The organism is Janthinobacterium sp. PSRC1-1, from assembly GCF_049897525.1.
Lineage (GTDB): Bacteria > Pseudomonadota > Gammaproteobacteria > Burkholderiales > Burkholderiaceae_D > Janthinobacterium > Janthinobacterium tructae.
The window spans coordinates 620,161-644,064 of record NZ_JAFCWK010000001.1 but is presented as its reverse complement, the minus strand read 5'-3'; the positions used below and the strand labels follow the sequence as shown (position 1 = coordinate 644,064).

Annotated in this window: 21 protein-coding genes and 2 tRNA genes; 18 read left to right on the top strand and 5 right to left on the bottom strand. The window is 65.3% G+C overall.

Annotated features, from left to right (window positions below):
- Positions 1-35 precede the first annotated feature (35 nt).
- Together ACP7DW_RS02925 and ACP7DW_RS02920 are read left to right on the top strand one after the other, a co-directional pair.
- Positions 36-2,069: a sensor histidine kinase gene (locus tag ACP7DW_RS02925; protein WP_426053485.1), complete on the top strand. Its 2,034-nt coding sequence runs from the start codon at positions 36-38 to the stop codon at positions 2,067-2,069.
- A gap of 18 nt (positions 2,070-2,087) precedes the next feature.
- Complete coding sequence (locus ACP7DW_RS02920) at positions 2,088-2,672, top strand: response regulator transcription factor (RefSeq protein ID WP_298401216.1); 585 nt, start codon at positions 2,088-2,090, stop codon at positions 2,670-2,672.
- A 208-nt stretch (positions 2,673-2,880) separates the two neighbouring features.
- On the opposite strand, the gene ACP7DW_RS02915 is transcribed toward ACP7DW_RS02920, so the two are convergent.
- Positions 2,881-3,708 carry a siderophore-interacting protein gene (locus ACP7DW_RS02915; protein WP_426053486.1) on the bottom strand — a complete coding sequence of 276 codons (828 nt, stop codon included), beginning with the start codon at positions 3,706-3,708 and terminating at the stop codon, positions 2,881-2,883.
- Positions 3,709-3,730: 22 nt separating this feature from the next.
- Positions 3,731-4,291 carry a PadR family transcriptional regulator gene (locus ACP7DW_RS02910; protein WP_426053487.1) on the bottom strand — a complete coding sequence of 187 codons (561 nt, stop codon included), beginning with the start codon at positions 4,289-4,291 and terminating at the stop codon, positions 3,731-3,733.
- Between the two features lie 224 nt (positions 4,292-4,515).
- On the opposite strand from ACP7DW_RS02910, the gene ACP7DW_RS02905 reads away from it, so the two are divergent.
- The gene (locus tag ACP7DW_RS02905) at positions 4,516-4,893 is read left to right on the top strand and encodes a DUF3052 family protein (RefSeq protein ID WP_426053488.1); all 378 of its coding nucleotides are present in this window, start codon (positions 4,516-4,518) and stop codon (positions 4,891-4,893) included.
- A 7-nt stretch (positions 4,894-4,900) separates the two neighbouring features.
- Here the strand turns inward: ACP7DW_RS02905 and queG are convergent, their stop codons facing one another.
- Entirely contained in the window at positions 4,901-5,992 is a 1,092-nt protein-coding gene (gene queG, locus ACP7DW_RS02900) for a tRNA epoxyqueuosine(34) reductase QueG (protein WP_426053489.1), read from the bottom strand.
- Positions 5,993-6,070: 78 nt separating this feature from the next.
- Between queG and tsaE the strand changes: the two genes are divergently transcribed.
- The 3 genes from tsaE to ACP7DW_RS02885 are packed head-to-tail and all read left to right on the top strand — an operon-like array spanning position 6,071 to position 8,770.
- Positions 6,071-6,559, top strand: coding sequence for a tRNA (adenosine(37)-N6)-threonylcarbamoyltransferase complex ATPase subunit type 1 TsaE (gene tsaE, locus ACP7DW_RS02895; RefSeq protein WP_426053490.1), 489 nt, complete (start codon positions 6,071-6,073; stop codon positions 6,557-6,559).
- On the top strand, positions 6,523-7,920 hold the full coding sequence (locus tag ACP7DW_RS02890; protein ID WP_426053491.1) for an N-acetylmuramoyl-L-alanine amidase: 1,398 nt from the start codon (positions 6,523-6,525) through the stop codon (positions 7,918-7,920). Before tsaE ends, ACP7DW_RS02890 begins: the two co-directional genes overlap by 37 nt.
- 13 nt (positions 7,921-7,933) lie before the next feature.
- Positions 7,934-8,770, top strand: a complete 837-nt coding sequence (locus ACP7DW_RS02885) for a D-hexose-6-phosphate mutarotase (protein WP_426053492.1) — start codon at positions 7,934-7,936, stop codon at positions 8,768-8,770.
- Here the strand turns inward: ACP7DW_RS02885 and ACP7DW_RS02880 are convergent.
- The gene (locus ACP7DW_RS02880) at positions 8,767-9,678 is read right to left on the bottom strand and encodes a carbonic anhydrase (protein ID WP_426053493.1); all 912 of its coding nucleotides are present in this window, start codon (positions 9,676-9,678) and stop codon (positions 8,767-8,769) included. The genes ACP7DW_RS02885 and ACP7DW_RS02880 overlap by 4 nt on opposite strands.
- Between ACP7DW_RS02880 and ACP7DW_RS02875 the strand changes: the two genes are divergently transcribed.
- Positions 9,677-9,868, top strand: coding sequence for a hypothetical protein (locus tag ACP7DW_RS02875; protein WP_426053494.1), 192 nt, complete (start codon positions 9,677-9,679; stop codon positions 9,866-9,868). The genes ACP7DW_RS02880 and ACP7DW_RS02875 overlap by 2 nt on opposite strands.
- A 97-nt stretch (positions 9,869-9,965) precedes the next feature.
- On the opposite strand, the gene ACP7DW_RS02870 is transcribed toward ACP7DW_RS02875, so the two are convergent.
- Positions 9,966-10,616: a VTT domain-containing protein gene (locus ACP7DW_RS02870; protein WP_071075583.1), complete on the bottom strand. Its 651-nt coding sequence runs from the start codon at positions 10,614-10,616 to the stop codon at positions 9,966-9,968.
- A 248-nt stretch (positions 10,617-10,864) separates the two neighbouring features.
- On the opposite strand from ACP7DW_RS02870, the gene ACP7DW_RS02865 reads away from it, so the two are divergent.
- The 11 genes from ACP7DW_RS02865 to ACP7DW_RS02815 all read left to right on the top strand — a co-directional run bounded on the left by ACP7DW_RS02865 (position 10,865) and on the right by ACP7DW_RS02815 (position 23,888).
- On the top strand, positions 10,865-11,803 hold the full coding sequence (locus ACP7DW_RS02865; protein ID WP_426053495.1) for a peptidylprolyl isomerase: 939 nt from the start codon (positions 10,865-10,867) through the stop codon (positions 11,801-11,803).
- Between the two features lie 69 nt (positions 11,804-11,872).
- Positions 11,873-13,780: a DNA mismatch repair endonuclease MutL gene (gene mutL / locus ACP7DW_RS02860; protein WP_426053496.1), complete on the top strand. Its 1,908-nt coding sequence runs from the start codon at positions 11,873-11,875 to the stop codon at positions 13,778-13,780.
- Between the two features lie 98 nt (positions 13,781-13,878).
- Positions 13,879-14,838: a tRNA (adenosine(37)-N6)-dimethylallyltransferase MiaA gene (gene miaA / locus ACP7DW_RS02855; RefSeq protein ID WP_426053497.1), complete on the top strand. Its 960-nt coding sequence runs from the start codon at positions 13,879-13,881 to the stop codon at positions 14,836-14,838.
- 91 nt (positions 14,839-14,929) lie between these two features.
- Positions 14,930-15,006: transfer RNA gene (locus ACP7DW_RS02850), tRNA-Met, on the top strand.
- A 59-nt stretch (positions 15,007-15,065) separates the two neighbouring features.
- Positions 15,066-15,142, top strand: a tRNA-Met gene (locus ACP7DW_RS02845).
- 183 nt (positions 15,143-15,325) lie between these two features.
- The gene (locus ACP7DW_RS02840) at positions 15,326-15,853 is read left to right on the top strand and encodes a sigma-70 family RNA polymerase sigma factor (RefSeq protein ID WP_426053498.1); all 528 of its coding nucleotides are present in this window, start codon (positions 15,326-15,328) and stop codon (positions 15,851-15,853) included.
- Entirely contained in the window at positions 15,850-16,848 is a 999-nt protein-coding gene (locus ACP7DW_RS02835) for a FecR family protein (RefSeq protein ID WP_426053499.1), read from the top strand. The genes ACP7DW_RS02840 and ACP7DW_RS02835 overlap by 4 nt, the downstream gene beginning before the upstream one ends.
- Positions 16,849-16,921: 73 nt before the next feature.
- Entirely contained in the window at positions 16,922-19,396 is a 2,475-nt protein-coding gene (locus ACP7DW_RS02830; protein ID WP_426053500.1) for a TonB-dependent siderophore receptor, read from the top strand.
- A gap of 182 nt (positions 19,397-19,578) precedes the next feature.
- On the top strand, positions 19,579-20,565 hold the full coding sequence (locus ACP7DW_RS02825; protein WP_426085188.1) for a LacI family DNA-binding transcriptional regulator: 987 nt from the start codon (positions 19,579-19,581) through the stop codon (positions 20,563-20,565).
- Between the two features lie 231 nt (positions 20,566-20,796).
- The gene (locus tag ACP7DW_RS02820) at positions 20,797-22,197 is read left to right on the top strand and encodes an alkaline phosphatase family protein (RefSeq protein ID WP_426053502.1); all 1,401 of its coding nucleotides are present in this window, start codon (positions 20,797-20,799) and stop codon (positions 22,195-22,197) included.
- 77 nt (positions 22,198-22,274) lie between these two features.
- Complete coding sequence (locus tag ACP7DW_RS02815) at positions 22,275-23,888, top strand: histidine-type phosphatase (protein ID WP_426053503.1); 1,614 nt, start codon at positions 22,275-22,277, stop codon at positions 23,886-23,888.
- The last annotated feature ends 16 nt before the right edge of the window (positions 23,889-23,904 follow it).

The window sequence follows — 23,904 nt, the reverse complement described above, 5'->3', positions numbered from 1 at the left end:
TAGCCAGCTCCCGATAAGCCGCTACCCTGCCAGCCATGCCGACTCCCCCCACCCTTGCACGCCGCTTCAAGCTATCGAGCCCGATGCGCTGGCTGCTGCCCGTCATCCTGCTGCTGCTGTTCCTGTCCATCCTGTTCTGGCTGCCCTGGCAGGCGCGCCAGATGGAAAGCAACGAGCGCCAGGAGCAGTTGATCGCCGACACCCTGTGGGTGGAGCAAACCATCCGCTTCCAGCTGGCGCGCAACGAGGAAAGCCTGTTCAACCTGGGCGTGGACATCGCCAGCAGCTCCCTGTCGGCGGAAAAGGTGCACGAACGGCTGCAGCAGATGCTGCGCAATGGCCGCGAATTGCAGCGCGTGCTGTGGCTCGACACCAGCGGCAAGGTGCTGGCCAGCAGCGACAGCAATCTGCCGCATGCGCTGGTGTTTTCGCCCGCCTCGCTGACGGCGGCCGACAATGCGCGCCGCCTGCACCGGGGCCAATACGCCCAGCCTTCGCAGCAAAGCGGTTTTCCCGACGCGCCGCCGGGCGCCATGCTGATGGATTACCACCAGCCCCTGTTCGATGGCCAGCGTTACGTGGGCAGCCTGGTGGCCACCTACCAGATCAGCAGCCTGCTCGATGAAATGGTGCCGTGGTGGTTTGCCCAGGATAACCAGATTTCGCTAATCGACCGCGACGACAAGGTGTTGGCGCGGCGCGCCGCCGCCGGTCCCGGCCACGGCGTGTACACGCACAAGCGCGCGCTTGACGTGCCCGGCGCCAGCATCACCCTGTTTACCGACAGCGTGAAAAGCCAGCCCAAGCTGCTGCCCAATCTGCTGGTCGGCTCCGTCATCGCCCTGTCGCTGGGTTTGCTGTGGAGCTTGCTGGCCCTGTGGCGGCATATATCGCGCCGCCTGGTGGCCGAAGGCGCGCTGCGCCAGCAGATGCTGTTTCGCACGGCGATGGAAAACTCGCTGGTGACGGGCATGCGCGCGCGCGACCTGGAAGGAAGAGTCACCTACGTCAATCCCGCGTTCTGCCAGATCGTCGGCTATCCGGCCGAGGAAATCCTGGGCCGTTTGCCACCGATGCCCTACTGGGTGCCGGAAGCGCTGGAGGAATACCAGCAGCGCTTCGTCAAGGCGCTGGCCGGCAATCCCACGCCGCAGTTCGAAACCTATTTCCAGCGCCCCGACGGCACGCGCGTGGCCGTACTGATCTTCGAAGCGCCGCTGGTGGACAAGCACGGCAAGCAGACAGGCTGGATGGGCTCCGTGCTCGATATCTCGGACCGCAAGCGGGTCGAGGAACTGAATCGCCAGCAGCAGGAAAAGCTGCAAACCAGTTCGCGCCTGGCCACCATGGGCGAACTGGCCTCGATGCTGGCGCATGAACTGAACCAGCCGCTGGCGGCCATTTCCAGCTACACGACAGGGGCCTTGAATTTGATCCGCCGCGCCATCGAGCATGGCGCGCCCGTCGATCCGAACACCCTGAGGCCGGCGCTGGAGCAGGCCGGCGCGCAGGCGCAGCGGGCCGGCCAGATCATCCGCAGCGTGCATGATTTCGTGCGCAAGAGCGAACCGCAGCGCCAGGATATCGCCATCCGCACCGTGATCGACGGCATCCGCGCGCTGATCGACCTGCAGGCACGCAAATACTATGTCACCATCCAGGAAGAGCTGCCGCCGGACCTGCCGCTGCTGCGCGCCGACCCCGTGATGATCGAACAAGTACTGCTGAACCTGACGCGCAACGCCATCGAGGCGATGCAGGATGCGGCGCCGGGACGGCGTATCATGCGCCTGCGGGCCAGCCACGACGCGCAGCAGGGCATGGTGACGGTGGACGTGATCGATCATGGCCACGGCATTGCGCAAGACGTGGCCGAGCGGCTGTTTTCACCGTTTTTCTCGACCAAGTCCGAAGGCATGGGCATGGGCCTGAACATCTGCCGCACCGCCATTGAATTTCACGGCGGCGCGCTGACCTTCGGCGCCAACCCCGCTGGCGGTACGATCTTTACCTTCAGCGTGCCGGCCGCGCCGCGCACTCAGCACCAAGCACTCACCAATAACCAATAACGACGAGCCGGAGACACCATGCTACACATCATCGACGACGAAGAGGTCGTACGCGACTCGCTGTCCTGGCTGGCCGCCTCGCGCAGCATCGACGCGCGCAACTACGCCAGCGCCCAGCAATTCCTCGATAGCCTCGACGGCAGCTTCGACGCCGCCGGCGACTGCGTGCTGCTCGACGTGCGCATGCCCGACATGAACGGCATCGCCCTGTTCGACCAGCTGGTCAAGCGCGACCTGACGGCGCGCCTGCCGGTGATTTTCCTCACCGGCCACGGCGACGTGCCGATGGCCGTCGACAGCCTGAAACGGGGCGCCTTCGATTTCTTTGAAAAGCCGTTCAACGACAACGACCTGATGGACCGCGTGCAGCAGGGCCTGGCCAACTCGCGCCAGGCGGGCGAACTGGCCGCCGTGCACGCGCGCCTGGCGACCCTGTCGACGCGCGAACGCGAAGTGCTGGACCTGATTTTGGCGGGCAAGATGAACAAGGTGGTGGCCGACAAGCTGGGCATCAGCATGCGCACCGTGGAAGTCCACCGCGCGCATATCTTCGACAAAATGCAGGTCAAGACGGCGGTGGAGCTGGCGGGGTTGTTGAAGTAGGCTGAAATCTGGGGTCAGCCCCCCAATGCCGCTGGCGTCAAGCTCGGTGCCAGCACATCCGGGGGTCTGACCCCGGCCTTAATCACTCATCATGGTGTTCGTGATGCTCCGCCGCCCCATGCTTCCAGTAACTGGCCACATGCAGCAGCGTAGGTCGGGTTAGCGCAGCGCGCGTAACCCGACACCACCCCCACCACCACCACCACCATCACTCATCATGGTGTTCGTGATGCTCCGCCGCCCCATGCTTCCAGTAACTGGCCACATGCAGGTGCTGCTTCGGCACGCCGGCATCGATGAAATGCCTGCGCAAGCCCTGCACCTGCGCATGCTCGCACGCCACCCACACGTAACCGTCGCCATCCTGCGGCAGGGCGACTTGCGCCAACGCGTCCAATAGCAGCGGCCCCTTGCGGCCATGGCGCGCCACCCAGCGCACGTCCAGCTGCGCGGCGGACTCCAAGGCAATCTGTTCGCCGTCTTCGACGATCTCGATCACGGCCATCGCCCGCGCCGTGGCCGGCAGCTGCTCCAGGCGGCGGGCAATCGCCGGCAAGGCCGTCTGGTCGCCCACCAGCACATACCAGTCGAAGTCAAACGGCACCAGCATCGAGCCGCGCGGTCCGCCCACGCCCAGGGTCTGGCCGGGCGCCGCTTGCGCCGCCCAGCTGGCCGCAGGGCCGTCGCCATGCAGTACGAAGTCGATTTCCAGCTCGCGCCGTTCGGCGTCGTAGCGGCGCGGCGTGTAGTTGCGGGCGATGGGACGCGCGCCTGGCGCGTACTGGATCGGATTGGCGCCATTGCCCAGCACGGGGAACACGGGCTTGTCTTCGCCGGGAGCGGGGAAGAACAGTTTCACGTGGTCGTCATGCGCCGGCGAGACAAAGCCGTCAAGGTCGTCGCCCGCCAGGGTGATGCGGCGCATGTGCGGCGTCAGCTGCTCGGTGCGCACGACGGTGAGCACGCGCAGTGTCAAGTCATGGCGCACGCGCTCGATGGCGTGCGGACGTGGTGTGGCAGGTGAGGCAGTAGTCATCGCTTGTCCTTGTAAAGTGGGCTCAGTGGCCGTCGACGATGGCGTTCGCCGCCTGTTCCAGCACGGCGGAGACGCGCTCGGCTTCCGCGTCGCTCCAGTTGGTCTTGTTCAGCAACAGCGCATGCTTGAGGGTGTGCATGGCCTGGCGCACGCGCTCGGGCAAGGCGTTTTTCGCCTGGACGCGGGCAAACATGTCGAGGCGGGCCAGGATGCCGTCCACCTGGGCGCGGTTCTCGTCGAGATACGCGCGCCCCAGGTCCGTGATCGTGTAGAGCTTCTTGCCGCTGGCGCTTTCGGAGGACGTGACGTGGTCCTGCTCTTCCAGCAGGGTCAAGGTCGGATACACGGCGCCCGGGCTGGGCGCGTAGGCGCCGCCGCAACGCTCTTCGATGGCCTTGATGATTTCATAGCCGTGGCGCGGACTGATCTCGATCAGCGCCAGCACGATCAAGGGCAGGTCGCCGCGGCCGAAGACGCGCTCGGCCCGTTCGCCGCGCCCGCCGCGCCCGCCGCGCCCGCCAGGACCGCCATGGCCCATGCCGTCGCCGCGCTCGTCGAAGCCGCGCGGACCGCGGCCATGCATGACGTATTCGTGGCGGTGTTCGCCGTGATGGTGGTGGTGATGCTGGCCGCAATGGCCGTGATGATGGTGGTGGCCGCCGTGGCCGTGTTCTGTGTGGTGTGAGTTTCTCATGTTTTCTCTTTAAAGATATATCGTTAGTAGGTGTCGTTATTTTATAACGATATATCGATAAGTCAAGGAGAAATTTGTTATGCTCTTCTTTTCCCACTCCACACGCCGATGCCATGCCTGACAAAACCGCCTTTGAGAAGATGGTTGTGAAAAATGCCAAGGCCCTGGCCGTGCTCAATGACGGCGGCGAGCATGGGGAATTGCTGGCGCAGTTGCCGGCCGAGCGGCGGGTGAGTGAGGGAGAGCGCGCCGACTGGATACTGCTGTTCGCGCGCAGCCGCGCGGAACTGGAGCGCTTCCTGCCGATGGCGCAGGCGCGCCTGGCGCCCGGCGGCGCGGTCTGGGTGGCGTACCGCAAGGGCGGCGCGAAGGCGGGCAGCGACATCCACCGCGACGATATCCGCAGTTTTGCGCAAACCGTGGGGTTGGACAGCGTGGCGATGGTCTCCATCGATGGCGAGTGGTCGGCGCTGCGCCTGAAACAAGGCTAAACGCAGGTCAGGCGACGCCGTGCAAGGCCAGCGCCCATTCGACGTGTTCGCGCACGATGGCCGACGGGTGCTCGCGGCGCGACAGCAGGGCCGCGACGATGTCGGCCTGGCCACGGGCCTTGGCGGCCGCGTTGCCCATGCCGACGGCCAGGTTGCGCAGCCAGCGTTCGTGGCCGATGCGGCGGATCGCGCTGCCTTCCATGCGGCGGTTGAATTCCTCTTCCGTCCAGGCGAACAGCTGCACCATGCCGGCGCTGCCCAGGCTGTGGCGCTCGTCGAAGTCGGGCACGACGGCGCGCTGGGCGAACTTGTTCCACGGGCAGACGGTCTGGCAATCGTCGCAGCCGTACACCTTGTTGCCGATCAGGGGGCGCATCTCGACGGGAATGGCGCCCTTCAATTCGATGGTCAGGTAGGAAATGCAGCGGCGCGCGTCGAGCTGGTACGGCCCCAGGATGGCCTGCGTCGGGCACACCGTGATGCACGCCGAGCACTGGCCGCAGCGTGGCGTTTCCGGCGGGTCGACGGGCAGCGGCACGTCGATGAGGATCTCGCCGAGGAAGAAGAAGGAGCCACCCTGGCGGTTGATCAGCAAGGTGTGCTTGCCGCGCCAGCCCAAGCCCCCTTTTTGCGCCAGCTCGACTTCCATCACGGGCGCCGAATCGCTGAAGACGCGGTAGCCGAATTCGCCGATCTCGCTCTTGATGCGCTCGGCCAGCTGCTGCAGGCGCGAACGCATCACCTTGTGGTAGTCGCGGCCCCGCGCATACACGGAAATGACGGCGGCCGACGGATCGGCGTCGCGCGCCGCCTCGTGCATGCGCCAGTCGGGCCCCAGCGCCAGCGGCAGGTAGTTCATGCGCGCGCTGATGGCGCGCACCGTGCCCGGCACCAGTTCGGCCGGGCGCGCGCGCTTCATGCCATGGCTGGCCATGTACTCCATTTCGCCGTGGTACCCTGCATCGAGCCAGGCTTGCAAGGGCGCTTCCATGTGCGACAGGTCGACGTCGGCGATGCGCACCTCGGCAAAACCGAGCTCGCGCCCCCATTCCTTGATGGTGCGCGCCAGGACGGCGAGATCGGTGACGGTGGCGGACATAGGGGACTTTACGGAAAACGGCAGGCGCGCGGGCGGTTACAATGACAGCAGCCTCCATTTTATGCGATACCGAAGATAATGACCGAACACTTCAAAGCCCACCTACACGATGAAGCCGGCACCGCCGCGCTGGGCGCCGCGCTGGCGCGCGCGCTGGCGCCCGGCCTGGCGATCTACCTGCACGGCGACCTGGGTGCCGGCAAGACGGCCCTCACGCGCGCCCTGCTGCACGCGGCCGGCCATGCGGGCCACGTGAAAAGCCCCACTTATACGCTGTCCGAACCATATACGGTGCAGCTCGATGGCCGGAGCGTCAACGTCATCCACTTCGACCTGTACCGCATGGGCAGCGCCGAGGAATTTCTCGATGCCGGTTTTCGCGAAGACTTCGACGGCCGCAATATCTGCATCGTCGAATGGCCCGAGAAAGCCGAACCGGTGCTGCCGCCGGCCGACCTGAATATTTATTTGAACGTTGCGGGGTCAGGACGTGATGTAGAATTGCAAGCGTCTTCTGAATTGGGTCTGTCATGCCTTCACCGTCTCAAATTCGCCCCGAACCTTTGATCTCCTCGCCCATCACCCGGCGCACGGTACTCAAGGCCGGCGGCACCCTGCTGCTGTCCGTGTTCGCGCCCATGTCGGCGATGGCGGCGCAAATTCTCGCCGTGCGCGTCTGGCCGGCCGAGGACTACACGCGCGTCACCCTGGAAAACGACAGCATCCTGAAGGCGACCCACTTCATCGTCAAGGACCCGGAACGGCTGGTGGTCGACATCGAAGGACTGGAGCTCAATCCCACCTTGAAAGGCCTGGTGGCGAAGATCCAGTCGAACGACCCGTACATCAAGCAGGTGCGCGTGGGCCAGAACCGGCCCAACGTGGTGCGCCTGGTGTTCGACCTGAAGGAAGAAGTCACGCCGCAGCTGTTTACCCTGCCGCCGGCCGGCTCCTACAACCACCGTTTGATCTTCGATCTGTATCCCGTGCACGAGCCGGACCTGATCGCGCAGATGATCGAAAAGGGCGACTGGTCGAGCGACCCGGCCAAGCCCTTGATGTCCGACACGCATACGCCGCCGCCCGCGCTGCCCCTGCCCGAGAGCGGCAAGCCGCCCGTGGCCATCGCGCCGCCGGTGGCGAGCATCGTGCCGCCCGCACCCGATATCCGCCCGGAACAGCGCCCCGAAGCGCGCCCGCTGCCGGGCCAGAAAGTGGTGCGCATGATTACCATCGCGCTCGATCCCGGCCACGGCGGCGAAGACCCGGGCGCCATGGGCAGCCGCGGCAGCCGCGAAAAAGACGTGGTGCTGGCCATCGCCAAGCGCCTGAAAACCAAGCTGGAACTGCAGCCGAACATGCGCGTCATGCTCACGCGCGACGCCGATTTCTTCGTCCCGCTGGGCATGCGCGTGGAAAAGGCGCGCAAGGTGCAGGCCGACCTGTTCGTCTCGATCCATGCCGATGCGTTCATCCAGCCGACGGCGCGCGGCTCGTCCGTCTTCGTGCTGTCCGAAAAGGGCGCCACCTCGACGGCCGCGCGCTGGCTGGCCAACAAGGAAAACCAGGCCGACCTGATCGGCGGCGTGAACGTAAAGAACCACGACAAGCAGCTGGCCAGCGTGCTGCTCGACCTGTCGACGACGGCGCAGATCAATGACAGCATGAAGCTGGGCAAGGCCGTGCTGCGCGAAATCGGCGGCATCAACCGCCTGCACAAGGGCTCCGTCGAGCAGGCCGGCTTCGCCGTGCTCAAAGCGCCGGACATCCCCTCCATCCTGATCGAGACGGCCTTCATCTCGAATCCGGAAGAAGAAGCCAAGCTGACCGACAACGGCTACCAGGACCAGATGGCCGACGCCATCGTCACGGGCATCAAGAATTACTTTGCCAAGAATCCGCCGCTGGCGAAAAGCCGATTGACCTGACATGGACACCCGCATGAACAAGAGTACTTTTGGCCAATTGCCTGCCGTGACCATCCGCGCCGCCGATGGCGCGCAGGCGACCGTCACCCTGTATGGCGGCCACCTGGTCGCGTGGCAGACCAGCGATGGCCAGGAGCGCCTGTTCTGCAGCCGCGATTCAGCCCTCGACGGCAGCCGCGCCATCCGTGGCGGCGTGCCAGTGATCTTCCCTCAGTTCGGCGCGCGCGGCACGGGCATGCGCCACGGCTTTGCGCGCGTGGCGACGTGGCAGCTGGAATCGACCGGCGACACCGATGGCGCCGCATGGGCGCAATTTGCCCTGACCCAGGTTGACTTGCCGGAAGCGATCGCCGCCAGTTGGCCCTGGGCCTTCACCCTGCGCCTGCGCGTGGCGGTGCAAGGCCAGTCGCTGGAACTGCAGCTGTCCGTGCACAACACGGGCGAGCAGGCGTTTCCGTTCTCGGCCGCCCTGCACAGCTATTTTTCGATCGATCAATTGAGCGAGGCGCGCATAGGCGGCCTGCAGCGCGTGCGCTATTCGGACGAAACGCCGCAAGATGCCTTGCAGGCGGAAGAGCTGTTGCAATTTGCGGACAAGCTCGATCGCATCTACTACCAGCTGCCGGGCGCCTTGACCCTGCAGTCTGGCAGCCACACCCTGCGCCTGGAGCAGCAGGGCTTTACCGATGCCGTCGTATGGAACCCGGGCGCGCAAGACGCGGCCGCCCTGCCCGACCTGGCCGACGACGAATACCAGCGCTTCATCTGCATCGAGCCGGCGCTGATCCAGCCCGATACGCTCGCGGCTGGGGCGCAATGGACCGGCCGCCAGCGTCTTGAGTTTATTTAATTCGATTCCTTGATGATGCGGCCATTCGTAGGCTGAATCGGACGCGCATTCAACGGATACAAACGGCTGAACAGCGCCATCTGCGCCGGCGACGCCTGCACCGGCTGCTTCATCACCAGCCACAACACGCCCTCGCTGCACGGCGGCGAAGTCATCGATCCCATGTAGGTGTAGTAATCGCGCCGCGCCGGCAGCATCTCGGCCGGATCGAGCAGGATGGTCGGCTGCATGGTCTCGAATTTTTCCAGCGGCAGGTTATTCCACACCGTCTGGATGGTCGCTTGCGGCGCACCGCGTTCCAGCAGCAGGGCCAGCACGGCCAGCCGGCCTTCCGCATCGCGGTGCACCAGGTGCACCACCATCTCGAACGCCTTGCCATTGATGCGCTCTTCGGACGGGCGGTGGAAATGGAATTGCTGCAGCTCGAACATGCGGTTCTGCACCGTGATGTAATTGCCGCCACTCACGCCCACCTGCACCGTGTGGCCATTGTCGACCACGTTGAACGATGACGGGTGGTAGTCAAAGCTGATCTGCTCGAGTTCCACTTTCATGCCATCGCGGATATCGATCGGCGACTGGCGGCTGCCATTGCCGCACTTGGCCCAGTCGACATTGATCTTGCTCCAGTTGGCCGGGCCGCTGTCGCCCTCGTACGACCAGTGTGTGCCGCGCGCCACGGGAGGTGGCGGCGGCGGCGCCGCTTTCACCACGGCGGCGCGCTTGGCGCGGGCGGCGGCGCGGGCCGCCTGGGTGGCGCGCATTTCCGCCAGGCGCGCCGCGATACGTTCGGACAGGTCGACTTCGGCCGCTTCTTCCTTCTCGCGCGCCGTGGGCGCGACGACGACAGGCGCCTTGACCTCCTTCTTGCCCTCCTTGCCCTTCACCGATTCGGTCAGGGTTTTCATGGCGGCCGCGCGCGCCGACGCCGACATCGGCGCGGATGTGCTGGCGCTCGCCGCGGCGGGGGCATCTTTGGCGCTTGCCATGACCGCCATCGCGGCAAGGCTGCAAGCTAACAGGGCGCTCAAATGTCGCATGGAAATCCAGAAAGTGAGAACACCCTCTGGTTTACGGCTGGAAAGCAACAAAACTTGAATCAGCGCGGGAGTAAAACAGAAATGCGGAGAAGAAAGCTAATCCAGGGCCAGCTGCGGACGGCGCCGCAGCGTGCTTGCCCTGGATCGACGCAGCGTCAAGCCGACTTGCCCACCATGCGCTTGTAGAGTTTCCACATGCCGCCCAGTACCACCGGCACCACGGCGGCGCCGACACCGATCAGCACGATCAAGGTCAGGTGGTCGCGGATCCACGGGATATTGCCGAAGAAGTAGCCCGCCGTCACCAGACCGACCACCCACAACAGGGCACCCGTCACGTTGTACATCTGGAAGCGCGCATGCGTCATGTCGGAAATGCCGGCCACGAACGGCGCGAAGGTGCGCACCACCGGCACGAAACGGGCCAGGATAATGGTCTTGCCGCCGTGCTTTTCAAAGAATTCATGCGTGCGGCGCATGGCATCCTTGTTGATCCAGCGGTAATCGTGGGTAAACACCCTTTGCCCGATGGCCTCGCCTATCCAGTAATTGAGCGTGTTGCCCGTGACGGCGGCCGTCACCAGCAAGGCGATCAGCAAGCCCAGGTGCATCTGTCCCGTCGCGCAAAACGCGCCGGCGATAAATAGCAAGGTATCCCCAGGGAAGAAGAACAGCACCACGAGGCCTGTCTCGCAAAAAATAATGGCAAACAGCACTGCATACACGAGGGTACCGTACTGCTCGATCAAGAGACCCAGCGTCTTGTCGACATGCACGATCATGTCGAGGAATTGCACAAAATCCATATATTTTTCCCTAAAGGTAGCGGCGGAATCATACACCACCCGGCCAGCGCAACGGCAGTCCCCCGGCCGATATTTCGTGATTAATTCGGCAGCGCCCTTGGCGGCGTGGCATTTTAAGTAAAGGTTAAGGAAACGCCGCCTCGGCAGGCCACTATCAGTATTGCTATCCGCAATGTTTTTCCAACGAAATATTGCCATTCCGGTATACACTTTCTGACCGGTGCAATCCGCGCCGACCAGGAGAGAATATGTATCTGCATTCACTGAGCGGCCTGAGCATGGCCAGCGTGCTGGGCCTTGCCCAGTTGTCCGCCCACGCGGCGCCCGTCCAGATCAAGGCGCCCGCCGAATTGCCGGCCAAGGCGACCTTGGCCGACGTGATCAAGGCTACGCAACCGTCCGACTGGCGTGCGCTGGACCCGGACAACACCCTGTACATGGACATTCCCGCCGGCCGCGTGGTGATCGAACTGGCGCCCGACTTCGCGCCGAAGCACGTGGCCAATATCAAGGCCCTGGTCGCCGAACAGTATTACGACGGCCTGGCCATCACGCGCGCGCAGGACAACTGGGTGGCGCAGTGGGGCGATCCGAACGAGAAAAATCCCAAGCCGATCCAGCATGCCCGGCGCACCCTGCCCGGCGAATTTACGGTCCCTTTGACAAACATCAAGAGCTTCACGCGCCTGCCGGACGTTGACGGCTATGCGCCGCAAGTGGGCCATTCGAACGGTTTCCCGTCCGCGCGCGATCCGAAGTCCGGTACGGCCTGGCTCACGCATTGCTACGCCACCGTGGGCGTGGGCCGCGACAACGCCAGCGACAGCGGCGGCGGCACCGAGCTGTACGCCGTCATCGGCCAGTCGCCGCGTCACCTGGACCGCGACATCACCGTCGTCGGCCGGGTCGTCGCCGGCATGCCATTGCTGTCGACCCTGCCGCGCGGCACGGCGCCCATGGGTTTTTATGACAGCCCCGAGAAAAACGTGCCGATCCAGGCCATCCGCCTGGCCGCCAGCGTACCTTTGGCCCAGCGCAGCAACCTGGAAGTGATGCGCACCGACAGCGCCGCCTACCAGGCCGTGCTGGAAGCCCAGCGCCGCCGCGGCGGCCCGTGGAGCAAGGTCACGGCCGGCCACGTCGACGTGTGCAATGCGCCGATACCGGTGCGGGAGGTGGGGAAGTAGGTCAACTTTTAGCCCAAGAACAAGGGCTGGGGTCAGACCCGACGGGTCTGACCCCGGTATAATGACCGCATGAACGCTCCCATCACGCCGCACCGCCCGATCCAGGCCCTGCCTGACCAGTTGATTTCGCAAATCGCCGCCGGCGAGGTGGTCGAGCGGCCATCGGCCGTGGTCAAGGAATTGCTGGAAAACGCGCTCGATTCGGGCGCCACGCAGATCACGGTGCGCCTGGAAGAAGGGGGCGTGAAACGCATCGCGATTACCGACAATGGCCGCGGCATCGATAAAGATCAGTTGCCGCTGGCCCTGGCGCGCCACGCCACCTCGAAGATCGCCTCGCTGCACGACCTGGAAAACGTCGGCACCCTGGGCTTCCGCGGCGAGGCGCTGGCCTCGATCGCCTCGGTGGCCGCCGTCACCGTGACCTCGCGCACGGCCGACGCGGCCCATGCATGGGAAATCGTCGGCTCGCACAACGGCAGCGTCTCGCCGTCGTCGGGCGCGCACGGCACCACGGTCGACGTGCAAGACCTGTATTTCAACACGCCCGCGCGGCGCAAGTTCCTGAAATCCGAGCAGACCGAATACGGCCACTGCGCCGAAGTCGTGCGCCGTATTGCCCTGGCGCGCCCCGACGTGGCGTTCTCGCTGTCGCACAATGGGCGCACCATCGACCAGTGGAATATCAGCGAACTGGCCAAGCGCAGCGCCCACATCCTGGGCAATGACTTCGCCGAAGCGCGCCTGGCGCTGGACGAGTCGGCCGGCACCCTGCGCATTCACGGCTTTGCCGGCTTGCCGACGGCCTCGAAGGCGCGCGCCGACGGCCAGTTCTTTTATGTCAACGGGCGCTTCGTGCGCGACAAGCTGCTGGTGCATGCCGTGCGCATGGCCTACCAGGACGTGCTGCATGGCGACCGTTTTCCCTCGTACGTGCTGGCGCTCGACCTCGACCCGGCGCTGGTCGACGTCAACGTGCACCCGTCGAAGATCGAAGTGCGCTTCCGCGACAGCCGCTCGGTACACCAGTTCGTCTTCCACGCCGTGCAGCGCGCGCTGGCGCAGACCTCGGCCACGGCGTTTGGCAGCGTGCCGGCGCCCCTGCCGGCCGCCTCCAGCCTGGGCGGTGGCGACGCTGGCGCCGCCTCCGGTGGTCCCGGCATCTGGCGCCGCGAGCAGACGCAGACATCGTTCGGCACACAATTCACGAATACCTTCGCGCCAGCGGCACCCGGCGCGGCCCGCCCCTTCTTTGCCGACGCGCCAGGCGTGGGGCAAGACACGGCGGCCTACGGCGCCCTGTTCGGCAGCAACGGTGCATCCTCGCCGATCACGCAGGTGGAGCCCTACATCGCCTCGCCCGAAGCGATGGCGCGCGAAGAATATCCGCTGGGCTTTGCCCTGGCCCAGCTGCACGGCATCTACATCCTGGCGCAGAATACCAAGGGCCTGGTGCTGGTCGACATGCACGCCGCACACGAACGCATCCTGTACGAACAGCTGAAGAACGCGCTGCAGGCGCAGGTGTCGGGCCAGGACATGCAGGTGCAATCCTTGCTGATACCCGTGACGTTCTACGCGGACGCCATCGAAGTATCGACGGCAAATGAAAACCAGGACACCTTGAAAGCGCTGGGCTTCGACATCGCCGCCCTGTCGCCCACCACGCTGGCCGTGCGCTGCGTGCCGACCCTGCTGAAAAACGCCGACGCGCAAACGCTGGCGCGCGACGTGCTGCGCGACGTGCGCGAATATGGCGGCTCGCGCGTGCTGATCGAGCGCCAGAACGAATTGCTGGGCACCCTGGCATGCCACACGGCCGTGCGCGCCAACCGCATTCTGTCGGTGCAGGAAATGAACGCCCTGCTGCGCCAGATGGAGAGCACGGAGCGCGCCGACCAGTGCAACCATGGCCGGCCCACGTGGGTGCAGGTCGAGATCAACGCGCTCGATAAATTATTCCTGCGCGGCCAGTAGGTCGGATTAGCGCAGCGTAATCCGACACTGCAGCGGCGGCATCACGTCGGCTTACGCTTGCGCTAAGCCGACCTACGCACCACCTTACAAGAGTCAACATGCAAAACACCCCACACCTCCCCCTGGCCGTCGCCATCATGGGCCCCACGGCCAGCGGCAAGACGGCCAGCGCGCTGGCCATCGCGCAAGCCATCCCGTCCGAGATCATTTCCGTCGATTCCGCCCTCGTCTACCGGGGCATGGATATCGGCACGGCCAAGCCGTCGCAAGAAGAACTGGCCCAGGTACCGCATCACCTGATCGACATCATCGACCCGCTCGACGCGTATTCCGTGGCGCAGTTCCGCAACGATACGCTGCGCCTGGTGAGCGAGATCACGGCACGCGGCAAGCTGGCACTGCTGGTCGGCGGCACCATGCTGTACTTCAAGGGCCTGGCCGATGGCCTCGACGACTTGCCCGGCGCCGATCCTGCCTTGCGCGCCCAGCTGGAAGAGGATGCGGCCGCCATCGGCTGGCCCGCCATGCATGCGCGCCTGGCGCAGCAAGACCCCGTCACGGCCGCGCGCCTGGCGCCGCAGGACGCGCAGCGCATCGGCCGCGCGCTGGAAATCATCGCCCTGTCCGGCCAGCCCATGTCGGCCCTGCTGGCCCGGCGCGAAAAGACCGTGCTGCCATTTCAATTGCAATCGTTCGCGCTGGAACCGTCGGACCGCGCCGTGCTGCACGCGCGCATCGCCACGCGCTTCGACCTCATGCTGAAAAACGACGCCCTGCTCGACGAAGTGGAGCAGCTGCGCCGGCGCGGCGACCTGCATCCGGGCCTGCCCTCGATGCGCTGCGTGGGCTACCGCCAGGCGTGGGAATATCTCGACGGGCGCATCGACCGCGCCACCCTGCGCGAGACGGGCATCATCGCCACGCGCCAGCTGGCGAAACGACAACTGACCTGGCTGCGCTCGATGCCGGAGCGCATCGTCATCGATTGCCTCGGTGCCGAGCCGGCCGCGTCCATGCTGGCGCAGATCCGGCCGTTGCTGACGCCGTTACAAAAATAATCATGCCCGTGCCGGCACGCAAAAAATCCGCACATTTTTTTGCGCCGGCATTGACAAGGAAATGCGAAGACTGGATAATGCTCGGCTGTTGGGTGATATAGCTCAGTTGGTTAGAGCACAGCATTCATAATGCTGGGGTCGGTGGTTCAAGTCCACCTATCACCACCAAAGAACATCGATCAGGTTTCACCTGGTCAAAACGAGCATCCGGTCTGACCGGTCTGTTTGGTGATATAGCTCAGTTGGTTAGAGCACAGCATTCATAATGCTGGGGTCGGTGGTTCAAGTCCACCTATCACCACCAAGAATTTGCAGCATCGAAAAACCCGCCCCTGCCCCGTGCAGCGGCGGGTTTTTTCATTTCCGGCGCCGCCGCGCATGCGGCCTGCGCACAACACCTGCGCCACTCGCATGCAATCGGGGATTGTGACAAACCGCCACTGGCGCTTACAATGAGAATAATTCTCATTCATATTATTCATCGCCCATGTCCGCCATCCAGCCCAGCCTGCAACAGCAAGTGCAGTCGCTCTACAGCGAACATCACGGCTGGCTGGTCGGCTGGCTGCGCAAAAAACTCAGCTGCCCGCATGGCGCGGCCGACGTGGCGCAAGACACCTTCGTGCGCATCATCGCTTCGCGCGACGCGCTGTTCGGCATGCGCGAGCCGCGCGCCTACCTGTCCACCACGGCGAAGCGCTTGCTGCTCGACCGCGCACGCCGCCAACTACTCGAGCGCAGCTACCTGGCGGAACTGGCCCTGCTGGCCGACAGCCTGCCCGGCGCGCCCTCGCCGGACGAGATCCTGATGGCCGTGCAGGCGCTCGGGCAGATCGCCACGGCGCTGGACGGCTTGTCCAGCAAGGCGCGCGACGCCTTTCTGCTGCACTACCTGGAAGAGCAATCGCAGGCCGCCGTCGCCGCACACCTGAACGTCTCCACGCGCATGGTGCAAAAATACCTGGTGCAAGCCTTGCTGGCCTGCCGCCACGCCTGCCCGGCCATGGCGGCATGAATCACCCCGGCGCGGATATCGCCGCCGAACAGGCCGCCCGCTGGATCGTGCAGCTCAGCGCCGACGACCCGGCCGAGCGCGACACCGCACAGGCCGGCTTCGCCGCGTGGAAGGCGGCCGACCCGCTGCACGCGAGCGCGGCCGCCGGCATGGAAAACCTGCTGCGCCAATTGAGCGCCGTGCGCGAGCCGGCCGGCGGCGACCATCGTCCCGCGCGCGCCGCCCTGGCCGCCATCGCCCCCGACCGTCCCCGCCCCCGCCAGCGTCTGCGCCAGCTGGCCGCCGCCAGCGCCGTGGCCGTGCTGGTGCTGACCGGTGCGCTGCTCATCGGCGAGCGACCCGCCTACCTGCTGGCCGACCTGCGCAGCCCCACGGGACAATGGTCCACGCATACCCTGGCCGACGGCAGCCAGATTACCCTGGCCGGCAACAGCGCCGTCAACGTGCGTTTCAACGCGGGCGAGCGGCATGTGGAACTGGTGCGTGGCGACATCCTCGTCGACGTGGCCAAGGATGCGCAGCGCCCCTTCTTCGTCGACAGCGGCCAGGCGGCGATCCGCGCGCTGGGCACGCGTTTTAGCGTGCGCAGCGAAGACGGCGCCACCATCCTGAGCATGCTGGAATCCAGAGTGCTGGCACAGGTGCCGCAACATCCGGCCGTCGTGGTGCAGGCCGGCCAGCGCACGCGCATCACGGACGATGGCGTCGGAGCGCTAACAAGCATCGATGCGGCCAGCGTGCACGATGCCTGGCGCGCGCGCCAGCTGGTGGTCGACGACTTGCCACTGGCCGAGGTGCTCGACGAACTGACCCGTCACCGCCCCGGCCAGCTGCATTACGACCGCGCGCAGATCGCCGGCATCCGCGTGGCCGCCGTGCTGCCGCTGGATGACACGGACAAGGCGCTGCAGCTGCTGATCGACAATTTCCCGCAGCTGCGCATCCGCATGCTGACGCGCTACCTGGTGATGGTGGACGCGCCCGCAAAAAAATAAATGCCCGCGCAGGTTCGTGTTGGCGCATCTCGTGCGTCAAGGCAGCTGAGATCAATCAAAAAAGGCTGTCACCATGTCCGCTCGAATCGTTAACGTTTCCTCCCCGCGCGCGCTGCGCACGCGGCTGCATCCATTCGCCCTGGCCGCCCTGCTGCTGGCCGGCGCCAGTCTGCACGCCCAGGCCGCCGCGCAGGCCAGCCCTGCCGCCATCAGCTACGCCATCCCGGCCGGTCCGCTGGCCGGCGCCCTGAACCGCTATGCGCAGCAGGCGGGCGTGTCCATCGTCATCGACGCCTCCAAGGTGCAGGGGCTGCAGACGGCCGGCCTGCAGGGCAGCCACGCCATCGAGGACGGCTTTGCCGTGCTGCTGCGCGGCAGCGGCTACGCCATCGGCAAGACGTCCACCGGCTATGTGCTGGTGGCCGCGCCGGCGTCCGCGCCCACGGCGGCGGCCAGCGCCGCTTCGGCGGCCGAACGCACCATGCCCGCGATTACCATCGTCGGCCAGGCCGAGCAAGGCGCCACCACGGAAGGCAGCGGCTCCTACACGGCGCGCAGAATCACCATCGGCAAGGGCGAGCAGTCGATGAAGGACATCCCGCAATCGGTGAGCGTGCTGACGCGCCAGCGCCTGGACGACCAGGGCATCACGGACTTGCGCGAGGCTGTCAACAACGTCACCGGCGTGGTGGGCGTGCATGGCGTGGGACCGGGTGTGGTCATCACGGCGCGCGGCTTCCAGATCGATCAGTGGCAGTACGACGGCGTGCCGATCGACCGCAACACCTATGCGCTGGGTAACTGGGGCCAGGAAAACATGGTCATCTACGACCGACTGGAAGTGCTGCGCGGCGCCTCGGGCATGCTGGTCGGCACGGGCAGTCCGGGCGGCTCCGTCAGCCTGGTGCGCAAGCGCCCGACCGCCGCGCGCAGTGTCAGCATGACGGCGCGCGTCGGCTCCTGGGACCACTACGGCGCCCAGCTCGACGTCAGCATGCCCCTGAATGCGGACGGCAGCCTGCGCGGACGCGCCATCGTCGATGAAGACGATACCCATTCCTTTGTCGACCAGGTGTGGAGCAAGAACCGCACCCTGTACGCGGCGCTCGACTACGACCTGGGACCGGCCACCACCCTGGGCCTGGCCATCAGCAACGTCAACGACCATGGCCGCCCCACCTTCATCGGCCTGCCCCGCTACGCGGACGGCAGCGCGCTGAACCTGCCCCGCTCCACCTTCACGGGCGCCGACTGGAACCGCAGCGAAGCCAGACAAACCAACGTGTATCTGGACCTGGAACACCATTTCAACAGCCAGTGGAGCCTGAAGGCATCGGCCGTGAGCATGAAGGAAAACACCAGCTCCGTGCACCAGCGCGTGGCCATGCCCATTAATCCCGACGGCAGCGGCGCGCGCTATGGCGACTTTGGCATGGATTTCGACAACCGCAAGCGCGGCATCGATACCTACGTGCGCGGCAAATTCGACGGCCTGGGCATCGCGCAGGAAGTCCTCGTGGGCGCCAGCTATGTCACGATGGCCTCGGACGACGTCTATGCGCGCGCCTGGGAATCCGGTGCGGACGTCTTCAACATCAGGCACAACCGCCCATGGCAAGACCTCGACAGCATCGCCGCGCGCGGCGTGCGTCCCGTCAGCACCTACGAAATACGCCAGAAAGGCCTGTATGGCAGCTGGAACGGCCAGTTGACCGGCAAGCTGAAAGCCGTGCTGGGCGGACGTTTCAGCTGGTACGACTTCGTGTATGCGACACCCAAAGGCCCCGAGGAACAGCTCAACGCCACCGCCAGGTTCACGCCATCGGCGGCACTGATCTACGCGCTCGATCCGCAATGGTCGGCCTACGCCAGCTATGCCGACATCTTCACGCCGCAAAGCATCCGCGATGCGCAAGACAAGGTCCTCAAACCCATCACGGGCAGCAACTACGAGGCGGGCATCAAGGGAGAGCTGATGGATGGCAAGGTCAACACCTCGCTGGCCGTGTTCCGCTACGACCACAAGAACCGTGCCGTCACCGACTATGCTGCGGGCATGGTGTGCCCCGACGGGTACTGCTCGCGCGCCTCGGGCAAGGTGCGCAGCCAGGGCCTGGAAGCGGAAGTGTCGGGCGAAGTGGCGCGCGGCTTGCAGCTGTCGGCCGGCTATGCCTACACGACGACGACCTATCTGAACGACCCGGACGAGCAGGGCAAGGTCTTTTCCACCTGGACGCCCAAGCACATGCTGCGCGTGTGGTCCAGCTACACGCTGCCTGGCGCCTGGGACAAATTCAGCGTCGGCGCCGGCGTCAACACGCAAAGCCATACGCTCGATACCAATCGGACCTTCAAGCTTGCCGGCTTCTCGATCTGGAATGCACGCCTGGCGTGGCAAGCCACGCCGCAGGTAGCCCTGTCGGTCAACGTCAACAACGTCTTCGACAAACGCTACATCATCCCGGCCTACAACACCACGGGGTCGAATAACTACTATGGCGACCCGCGCAACGTGCAGTTCACCCTGAAGTACACGCCGAAGTGGTAGGACGATCGAGAGGCTGAGCACCGGCACGCTGGCCATGACGCGGGACTGGCATTCAGTTTGCGCCGCGGCCGGCATTTTCGGCTAAGATGATGGCGCGGCATTGCGCCGCACCGCATCGTGCATCGGCCTCTCATTCATCTACACCGTCAATGGAACAAAAAGACAAGTCTTGGGTCACTTCGGTGGACGTCGCCAAACGGGCCGGCGTCTCCCGCTCCGCCGTCTCGCGCACGTTCACGCCCGGCGCCAGCGTGGCGCCCGAAACGCGGGCCCGCGTGATGGAGGCGGCGCAGTCGCTGGGCTACCAGGTCAACATCCTGGCACGCAGCATGAACCAGGGACAAAGCAACCTGGTGGGCGTCGTCATCACAGGCTTCACGGACCCGTTCCGCGTGGCCCTGCTGGGGGAAATCACGCGCAGCCTGAGCGAACATGCGCTGGTGCCGCTGCTGATGAATACGGAAGACCCCGAACGTCTCAGCGAATTGCTGCGCATCCTCCTCAGCTACAAGATTTCCGGCGTCATCATGACGTCCGGCTCGCCGCCGTCCGCCGTCGCCACGGAATACCTGCAGCGGCAAGTGCCGGTGGCCATGATCAACCGCGCGCGCGACCTGAAAGGCGTGGACGTGGTCAACAGCGACAACCGCCATGGCGGCGAACTGGCGGCCAGCACCCTGCTCGACAGCGGCGCCAAACGGCTGGCCTTCGTCAACACGCGCGCAAGCAGTTTCAGCGGCATCGCGCGCGGCAAGGCCTTCCTCGACCACCTGGCGCCGGCCGTGGCGAAGAAGCGCTGCACGGCCGGCGAATACCTGGCCGACGCCATCGGCTACCAGGCGGGCCAGGAAGCGGCCGACGCCCTGCTCACATCAAGCAAGCTGCCCGACGGCGTCTTTTGCGCCACCGACCTGATCGCCTGCGGCTTCATCGATGCGGCGCGCAGCAAGTACGGCATCGACGTGCCCGCGCAACTGCAGGTGATCGGCTTCGACGACATTCCCATGGCCGCGCTGGACGCCTACCAGCTGACCACCATCCGCCAGGATGCGGGCGAACTGGCCCGCCGCGCCGTCAAGAGCCTGGTCGAGCGCATGGAAAAATTTGCCATGCCGGGCCGCCTGAAGGAAGTGCCCGTCACCCTGGTGCGGCGCGGCACGACGCGCTAAGCGATGCAACACGGCAGATGGCGCCGCGCCGTCTGCCCGCCCGCCACCGCCCGCCGTTCCCCGTTTCCCACACTTTTTCGTCCCCCGCCTGTACTTGTTGACATCAAAAAAAATCCGGGTTACTGTTTGCACACGCGTGCTGCACACGTGTGCAATTTCTTCAAGCAGGCCAGTTCTGGCCACACCATTAAAAAAACGCCCCGTCCGCGGAGGCGTATCAAGGAGACTGTTATGTTGAACCACGTTCTAAGAATCGCCCTGTTCGGCGCCGGCGCCATCGGCCTGGCGGCCTGCACCACCCCCACCGCCACGCGGCAAGATATGGCCGCCACGGCCGCCGCCAATCCGAAGCTGGCGAAGATCGGCCAGATCGTCGTCGTGTACATGGAAAACCGCAGCTTCGACCATCTGTTCGGCACCTTCCCCGGCGCCGACGGCATCGCCAATGGCCACGCGCCCGACACCACCACGCAGATAGGCCCCGATGGCAAGCCGTACCGCCTGCTGCCCGCCGTGGCGTTCGACAAGGGCGGCCTGGATCCGCGCTTCAAGGGCGACATCGGCAACCAAGCCTTCCGCATGGAGCCGAGCGTCTCGCTGGGCGACAAGACGGCCAGTCCCGTGCATGCCTTCTGGACGCACAAGCGCCAGATCAACGACGGCAAGAATGACCGCTTCGTCGTCGAGGGCAATACGGGCGCCCTGCCCATGGGCTATTTCGACGGCAGCAAGCTCAAACTGTGGGCGCTGGCGCAGCGCTACACCTTGGCCGACCGCTTCTTCCAGTCCGCCTACGGCGGTTCCTTCCTCAACCACATGTGGCTGACCTGCGCCTGCACGCCCGTGTTCCCGAACGCGCCCGAGTCCATCGTCGCCCAGGATGACCGCGGCACGGGCCACAAGCAGGGCGAAGAGGCGGAAGTGACGCAGGATGGCTACGCCGTCAACACCATGCAAGGCCCGTTGCTGTTCGACCCCACCAAGAAGCAGACCTTCCTGCCGCCGCAAACCATGCCCACCATCGGCGACCGCCTGACGGACAAGGGCATTTCCTGGGTCTATTATGCCGACGGCTACGACATCGCCGTCGCCTCGACCAAGTCGGGCAAGAAGGCCGAGGATTTCTCGTATCACCACCAGCCGTTCACTTACTTCAAGCGCTTCATCGACAGCCCGCAGCAGCGCGCCACGCACCTGAAGGACCGCTCCGACATGCTCGCCGACATCAAGGCAGGCAAGCTGCCGCCCGTCTCGTTCTACAAGCCGATGGGCAAGAAGAACATGCACCCGGGGATGGAAAAATCGAGCGTGGCGGCCGGCGACGACGAGGGCGTGGCCATCATCAGCGCCATCATGGAAGGCCCGCAATGGAAGGATACCGTCGTCATCGTCACCACCGATGAAAACGGCGGCTTCTGGGACCACGTGGCGCCCCCGAAAGGCGACCGCTTCGGCCCTGCCACGCGCATCCCCGCGCTGGTGATCTCGCCCTTCAGCGAAGGCGGGCATATCGACCATACCGAATATGAAACCGTGTCGATCCTGAAGTTCATCGAGGAACGCCACGGCCTGGCGCCATTGAGCGAACGCGATGCGCGCGCCAACAGCCTGGCCAAGGCCCTCAAGCTGTAATTCCCCCCCTGCCTGTCTACCCTGGGTGCGCCGTCCTGTGCGGCGCGCCCGGGCTAACCACACCTGAAGGAAACGCCATGCTGCACGCACGCCATCTTCCCCTGTCCCTCCTGATGCTCGCCCTGGCCGCCTGTGGCGGCGGCGACGATACGCCGCCCCCTGTCACGCCACCGGTAACGCCGCCGGTGACGCCACCGCCCGCCACCTACTACCAGACCAAGACGCCGTACACGCCACAACAGGAAGCCGCCACCTACGAGGCCGCGCCAGCCGGCTACGCGCCCGTGTTCACCGAACTGGTGGCGCGCCACGGCTCGCGCGGCCTGTCGAGCATGAAGTACGACGCCGCCTTCTATAACGTCTGGCAAAGGGCCGCCGCCGACGATGCGCTCACGCCGCTGGGGCAAAAACTGGGCGCCGACATCCTGAAACTGATGAAGGCCAACGCCCTGCTCGGCTATGGCGTGGACGGCATCACGGCGCCCGGCTACGGCAACCTGTCGCAGACGGGCATCAATGAACACAGGCAGCTGGCCGTGCGCATGCTGGCGCGCCTGCCCGCCCTGTTCACGCAGCTCGGCGCCAATGCCGCCAGCGCGCCGCGCCAGATCGTCACCGTCAGCTCCGGCGTGGACCGCGCCAAGGACAGCGCCGCGTATTTCGCGCAGTCGCTGGCCAGCACTGCGCCGGCCGTCGCCCCGCTGATCACCTTGCCGCCCGCCCCCGCCGGCTACCCGGCCGGCAAGCCCGTGGCGCAGCCGGCCGGCACCAACCGCTTCCTGCTGTATGCGCACAAGCTGGTGCCGAAGACGGACCTGGTCACCGATGCCCTCGACCGCTACTACCCGACCTACCAGGACAGCCAGGCCTACCAGACCTACCTGAAAAGCCCCGACTTCGTGGCCAAATACACGGCCATCGACACGGACGCCACGGCCCGCACCCTGGGTCGCGAAGTGCTGGAACGCCTGTTTGCCAAGGCGTTTGTGGACAAGATCGACAACGGCACCTACAGCTTCGCCAATACGGGTACTTACAGCTTCACCAGCGACGACGGCAAGTTCACCAACACCGTCACGGGCGACGGCGAGACCACCATCAAGGGCCTGGCCGATGCCGCTTCCGTGCTGTACAACCTGTACGCCATCATGGCCGGCATGACGAACGAGGTCAAAGCCGACTTCGTGCAGTACATGCCGTCGGACGCGGCCAGGTACCAGGCCTTCGTGCAGGACTACCAGGATTTTTATAACAAGGGTCCCGGCACCACGGAGAGCGCCAACGTCACCTGGAACTACGTGCGCGCGCTGCGCGAAGACTTCTTCACGGAAGTGGACGCCATCGCGCGCGGCGACCTGTCGCACGGCGCCAAGCTGCGTTTCACGCACGCCGAAGCCATCATCCCGCTGGCCACGGCCATGGGACTGAAGACCGTCGTCGGCACGCTGCCGGCGGCGCAGACCTACAGCTATGACAACAGCAGCTGGCGCGGCCTGTACGTGGCGCCGATGGCCGCCAACATGCAGTGGGATGTGTACCGCGACGGCAGCGGTAATGTGCTGGTGAAGATGCTGTACAACGAAAAGGAAACGGACTTCCAGGCCGCCTGCGACGGCGCCCGCTTCGCCGCCGGCAGCCATTTCTATGTGTACGCGAAGCTGAAGACCTGCTACGGCCACGTGGCACAGTAAGCAGGGAACGCGGGCG